Below are 4264 nucleotides of genomic sequence, written 5' to 3' on the forward strand. Positions count from 1 at the left end.
TTGTGCCGTTAAACGGACAACTTTTTGTTGTGGGGGCAACGTTAGTTGCCCTGCTAACATAAAGGCATATTGGATCAGTTGAAGTTGTTTCTTTTCATGTCCTCGTAATAAACCATAATCACGAACTCGCCTTAACCCTTTTGGTAATACATGTTGCAATATCAGCCATAGAAACTGTAATACAGGCAAAGTTCGCGTTTTCATTGTCTTTGTTTGGTTATCTTTATATCGAAATGTCACCTGATGATTATCGAGATAAAGAATGTCTTTATCTGCGATGATCCCACGATAAAGATACGTTGATAAATACAATAAAGCGGGTTTTCCATGACCAACATGGCGGCAATCTACTACCCATTTATTTGATAATTTGTCAGGTAAGGAGAGCTTGAGTACGCTGGTGATATATTCCAGCAATCTAGCTCGCCATACTTTCGCTAACGCAAAAGCATTAAATAGGTACTTGTTTTTACACTGTTTCCATTGTCGTTTCTTGTCATCAAAGCCACCGCCAGTGATCACCATATGAATGTGAGGATGTAAGTCTCGACGACGATTATGAGTATGTAAAACAAAAGTAAAACCTATTTTATTACCAAGACGTTTATCATTATTAGCAAAGCTTTTTACAATACTGGCAGTGACGGTAAACATGGCTTGGTACAACAATTTAGGGTGTCGTTTTGCGAGATATCGAAGTTCTGCTGGTAGCGTAAACGTCACCATAAAATAATCAATCGGTAACAGTTTTTGTTGTTGCTTGTTTAACCAATCTGATGTGGTTCGGTGCTGGCATTGCGTACAATGACGGTGTCCGCATGACATTGGATGATTAACCTGATGTTCACAGTGTGAACATTGCCAGTGACTATGTCCTTGTTGTTCCGTATGACAAGTCAACATTGCTTTCATGGCATAGCGGATATCGTGATTAATATTGCTTGAATAGGCAGTACAAAACTCACCGAAATAGTCACCCAATAATGATTGAAAAGTCATAGTTTGAGATCCCATGATAGTGTTAAATCATTAGCAAGTTGGTTAATGGTCGTTGAGGTATTTTTACGGGAGAGATCGGTAAGATGAGTATATTTAGCGGTAGTATTTAAACTGTTATGACCTAATAAATGTTGAACTGAGCGTAAATCGAGGCCTTGTTCTAATAAGTGAGTTGCATAGCTATGGCGTAAATTATGTGGGCTGATTGATTTATTGATCCCACAGCTTTTAATTACCGCTTTCATGGCTTTTTGAATACCACCACGATCCATCACGGTATGGTTAACATTAAACTGTGATGGGAAAAGATAGCGGCTGTTTTTGTGGGTTTGCCAGTAATAACGCAGAGCATACAATGTTCGTCTTGGAATAGGGATAAATCTATCTTTACCACCTTTACCATTTCGAATATGGACTAACATTCGATGACTATCAATATCGCCAACAGCGAGATCTAATCCTTCCCCTAATCGCAACCCAAGACTATATAAGGTCAGAAAAAAGACTTGGTAACGTAGTTGCTTGGTTGAATTTATTAAATGGCTAACTTCTGCTGGCGTTAAAATATCAGGCAATGTTTTAACTTGTGGTGGCTTAACAATATTAAGCCATTCCCAATCACGTTGAAGTACATGCTTAAAGAAAAACTGTAATCCATTACGATCAATTCTGACGGTGCTCCATGAATGGGTTTTAATCAGTTGAGCAAAGTATCGCTTGAGATCATTAGTGGTTAACGTATCGGGTGATTTATCTAAATGGTGAGTAATGCGACGAAGTGCACGACTATAACCATCAATCGTGGCTGGACGTTTACCTTGCAAGGTTAGGTGGGTAACATGTTGTTCATAAAGATAATCTGAACGTTGTTGTTGTTCGTTATTCATCATAAATACTCCATTAAAAGGAGTATTAAAGGTAGCTTAATCGCTGTCTGCTTTACTCTGCCGCGCAGCGGCTTCGTTCAACAAATGCATCAACACGATTTGCTATACTCGGCGTTGTCAGTTTGTCTTTAATTTCAGTGATTAATGCAGTAAAATTCAGCTAAGTCTGTATCGTAGCAAACGTGTTATGCAGGCGTTAAATGTAATCGTCAAGGAGGGCGTAAATGAAAGTATATGGTGACCTACAATCAGGAAACTGTTTGAAAGTTAAGATGTTACTATCGTTTTTAAATATTAAGCATGAGTGGATTCATGTGAATATTTTAGATGGTGAAACAAAAATAACTGAATTTCTATCTAAATACCCGAATGGAAAAATTCCTGCGGTTGAATTAGATGATGGACGTTATCTGTGTGAATCAAATGCAATTTTAGGGTACTTTTCTGAAAATACAGCATTTCTACCAAAAGATAGGTACTTGAAAGCAAAGGTATATGAATGGTTATTCTTCGAACAATATAGTCATGAGCCATTCATTGCTGTAGCTCGTTTTATTCAAAAATATTTAGGTATGCCAAAAGAAAGAGAAGCTGAATATGATTCACTTCAAGAGGGTGGCCATAAAGCTCTACAATTAATGGAAAGCCAATTGAGTAAAACTAAGTATTTAGTTGGTGATGAAATGACAATTGCTGATATTTCTCTTTATGCTTATAGCCATGTTGCAGATGAAGGTGGTTTCGATTTAACTCAATATCCAGCAATTCAAAATTGGTGTCATCGTATTCAATCAACACCAGGATACGTAGGTATGGCGTAAATTACATTTAACAAATAAGGATATGTGTCGCGCAGCCGACACCTATCCGAAGGGGCATAAAACATAGGACACCCATAACTTTCGTAATCCACTGCGATCAATTTTAACGCTATCCCACTAATATTTTTTATCTATTGGGTTCAGTATTACATGTTCAATTTACTGTACAAGTATATTGGTGAAGACTATACTTGTTCTATTTAACGTACATGTAGAGGTTCTTATGAGAATCGTATCTTTTACTGAAGCTAGAAATAGTCTTAAAGCTGTTTTAGACGGTGTAGTCAATGACGCAGATACAACAGTTATTACACGCCGTGATTCTGAAGATGCTGTGGTTATGTCTTTAGACTACTACAATAGCCTTATGGAAACAGTTCATTTACTACGCTCTCCTCAAAATGCTGAACACTTAAACCGTTCGATTGCACAATATCGTGCCGGTAAAATAACAGCACGAGAGTTAATTGATGAGTAGTAGTCAACGTTTACTGTCGTGGACTGATGATGCTTGGGATGACTACCTGTATTGGCAAACACAAGATAAGAAAACACTCAAGCGCATCAACAAACTCATTAATGATGTTAAGCGCTCTCCATTTGAGGGCATCGGTAAACCAGAGCAGTTAAAAGAAAACTTATCTGGTTTTTGGTCTCGTCGCATTGATGATACTAATAGGCTAGTTTATGTGGTCGATGATCAAGCGTTAACGATAATTTCTTGTCGTTACCACTACTAAATTAGCATCCTAAAACTTAGGACACTCATAACTTTCGCAAACCATTATGATTTATTCAATGGTGAGTAATGCGTCCAAGTGTACGACTATAATCATCAATAGTAGCTGGACGCTTACCTTGTATAGTTATGTGGGTAAGGTGTTGTTCATAAAGATAATCTGAACGTTGTTGTTGTTGTTCGTTATTCATCATAAATACTCCATTAAAAGGAGTATTAAAGGTAGCTTAATCGCTGTCTGCTTTACTCTGCCGCGCAGCGGCTTCGTTCAACAAAACAATTAATCGGATTCTAAACGGTCGGCTATTCGCTGCGCTCAATTTTAGCCGTCCATTTTTCACCGCTTATTGTAGCGTTATGCCCAAATTAAGGAGATATGATGCAAGGATTTAGCATTAGTGCCAATACTGAAGATATGGATTTAGACATAATTTTCTCTTTTATATCTGAGAGTTATTGGGCAAAAGGTATTCCCGAAGAAATCTTAAAAAAAGCGATAAAAAATTCATTCTGCTTCGGTGTATTTGAGCAAACAGGAAAGCAGGTTGGTTTTGCTCGACTAATTACTGATAGGGCAACTTTTGCTTATCTAGCAGATGTGTTTATTTTAGAGTCACATCGTGGTCTAGGTTTAAGTAAATGGCTAATATCAACAATAGTAGAGCACCAAGATATTTGTGGTTTAAGGCGCTTAATGTTGGCAACAAAAGATGCTCACGGCTTATATGCTCAATATGGTTTTACAACTATCGAAAACCCAGAAATACTAATGCAAATTTGGCAGCCAAATATCTACCAATGCAATGGGGCATAACAAA

At 37.5% G+C, this 4264-nt stretch carries 7 protein-coding genes; 4 read left to right on the plus strand and 3 right to left on the minus strand.

All coding sequences use genetic code 11. The annotated features are described in order from the left end of the window. Together BTN98_RS04575 and BTN98_RS04580 are read right to left on the minus strand one after the other, a co-directional pair. Positions 1 to 999 (minus strand): IS91 family transposase (locus tag BTN98_RS04575; RefSeq protein WP_105029950.1); only part of this gene is annotated, 999 nt, incomplete at its 3' end. Next, the gene (locus BTN98_RS04580) at positions 996 to 1886 is read right to left on the minus strand and encodes a tyrosine-type recombinase/integrase (RefSeq protein WP_060996686.1); all 891 of its coding nucleotides are present in this window, start codon (positions 1884 to 1886) and stop codon (positions 996 to 998) included. The genes BTN98_RS04580 and BTN98_RS04575, both read right to left, overlap by 4 nt. 224 nt (positions 1887 to 2110) lie before the next feature. On the opposite strand from BTN98_RS04580, the gene BTN98_RS04585 reads away from it, so the two are divergent. From BTN98_RS04585 to BTN98_RS04595, 3 genes are all read left to right on the plus strand, one after another. Continuing rightward, the gene (locus BTN98_RS04585; protein WP_060996403.1) at positions 2111 to 2707 is read left to right on the plus strand and encodes a glutathione S-transferase family protein; all 597 of its coding nucleotides are present in this window, start codon (positions 2111 to 2113) and stop codon (positions 2705 to 2707) included. Positions 2708 to 2930: 223 nt separating this feature from the next. Continuing rightward, entirely contained in the window at positions 2931 to 3185 is a 255-nt protein-coding gene (locus tag BTN98_RS04590) for a type II toxin-antitoxin system Phd/YefM family antitoxin (protein WP_060996402.1), read from the plus strand. Then, positions 3178 to 3447, plus strand: a complete 270-nt coding sequence (locus tag BTN98_RS04595; RefSeq protein ID WP_060996401.1) for a Txe/YoeB family addiction module toxin — start codon at positions 3178 to 3180, stop codon at positions 3445 to 3447. Before BTN98_RS04590 ends, BTN98_RS04595 begins: the two co-directional genes overlap by 8 nt. Before the next feature lie 55 nt (positions 3448 to 3502). Here the strand turns inward: BTN98_RS04595 and BTN98_RS20260 are convergent, their stop codons facing one another. After that, a complete protein-coding gene (locus BTN98_RS20260) occupies positions 3503 to 3640 on the minus strand; it encodes a hypothetical protein (protein ID WP_156451822.1) in 138 nt (45 codons plus the stop codon). Positions 3641 to 3825: 185 nt separating this feature from the next. Between BTN98_RS20260 and BTN98_RS04600 the strand changes: the two genes are divergently transcribed. Then, on the plus strand, positions 3826 to 4260 hold the full coding sequence (locus BTN98_RS04600; RefSeq protein ID WP_060996400.1) for a GNAT family N-acetyltransferase: 435 nt from the start codon (positions 3826 to 3828) through the stop codon (positions 4258 to 4260). Positions 4261 to 4264: the final 4 nt, after the last annotated feature.

The organism is Photobacterium aquimaris (assembly GCF_002954455.1).
GTDB lineage: Bacteria > Pseudomonadota > Gammaproteobacteria > Enterobacterales > Vibrionaceae > Photobacterium > Photobacterium aquimaris.

Excerpts from the sequence above, each read along its gene's own strand:
- BTN98_RS04580 (WP_060996686.1), bottom strand. The coding sequence starts at position 1,886 with ATGAATAACGAACAACAACAACGTTCAGATTATCTTTATGAACAACAT.
- BTN98_RS04585 (WP_060996403.1), top strand. The coding sequence starts at position 2,111 with ATGAAAGTATATGGTGACCTACAATCAGGAAACTGTTTGAAAGTTAAG.
- BTN98_RS04590 (WP_060996402.1), top strand. The coding sequence starts at position 2,931 with ATGAGAATCGTATCTTTTACTGAAGCTAGAAATAGTCTTAAAGCTGTT.
- BTN98_RS04595 (WP_060996401.1), top strand. The coding sequence starts at position 3,178 with ATGAGTAGTAGTCAACGTTTACTGTCGTGGACTGATGATGCTTGGGAT.
- BTN98_RS20260 (WP_156451822.1), bottom strand. The coding sequence starts at position 3,640 with ATGATGAATAACGAACAACAACAACAACGTTCAGATTATCTTTATGAA.
- BTN98_RS04600 (WP_060996400.1), top strand. The coding sequence starts at position 3,826 with ATGCAAGGATTTAGCATTAGTGCCAATACTGAAGATATGGATTTAGAC.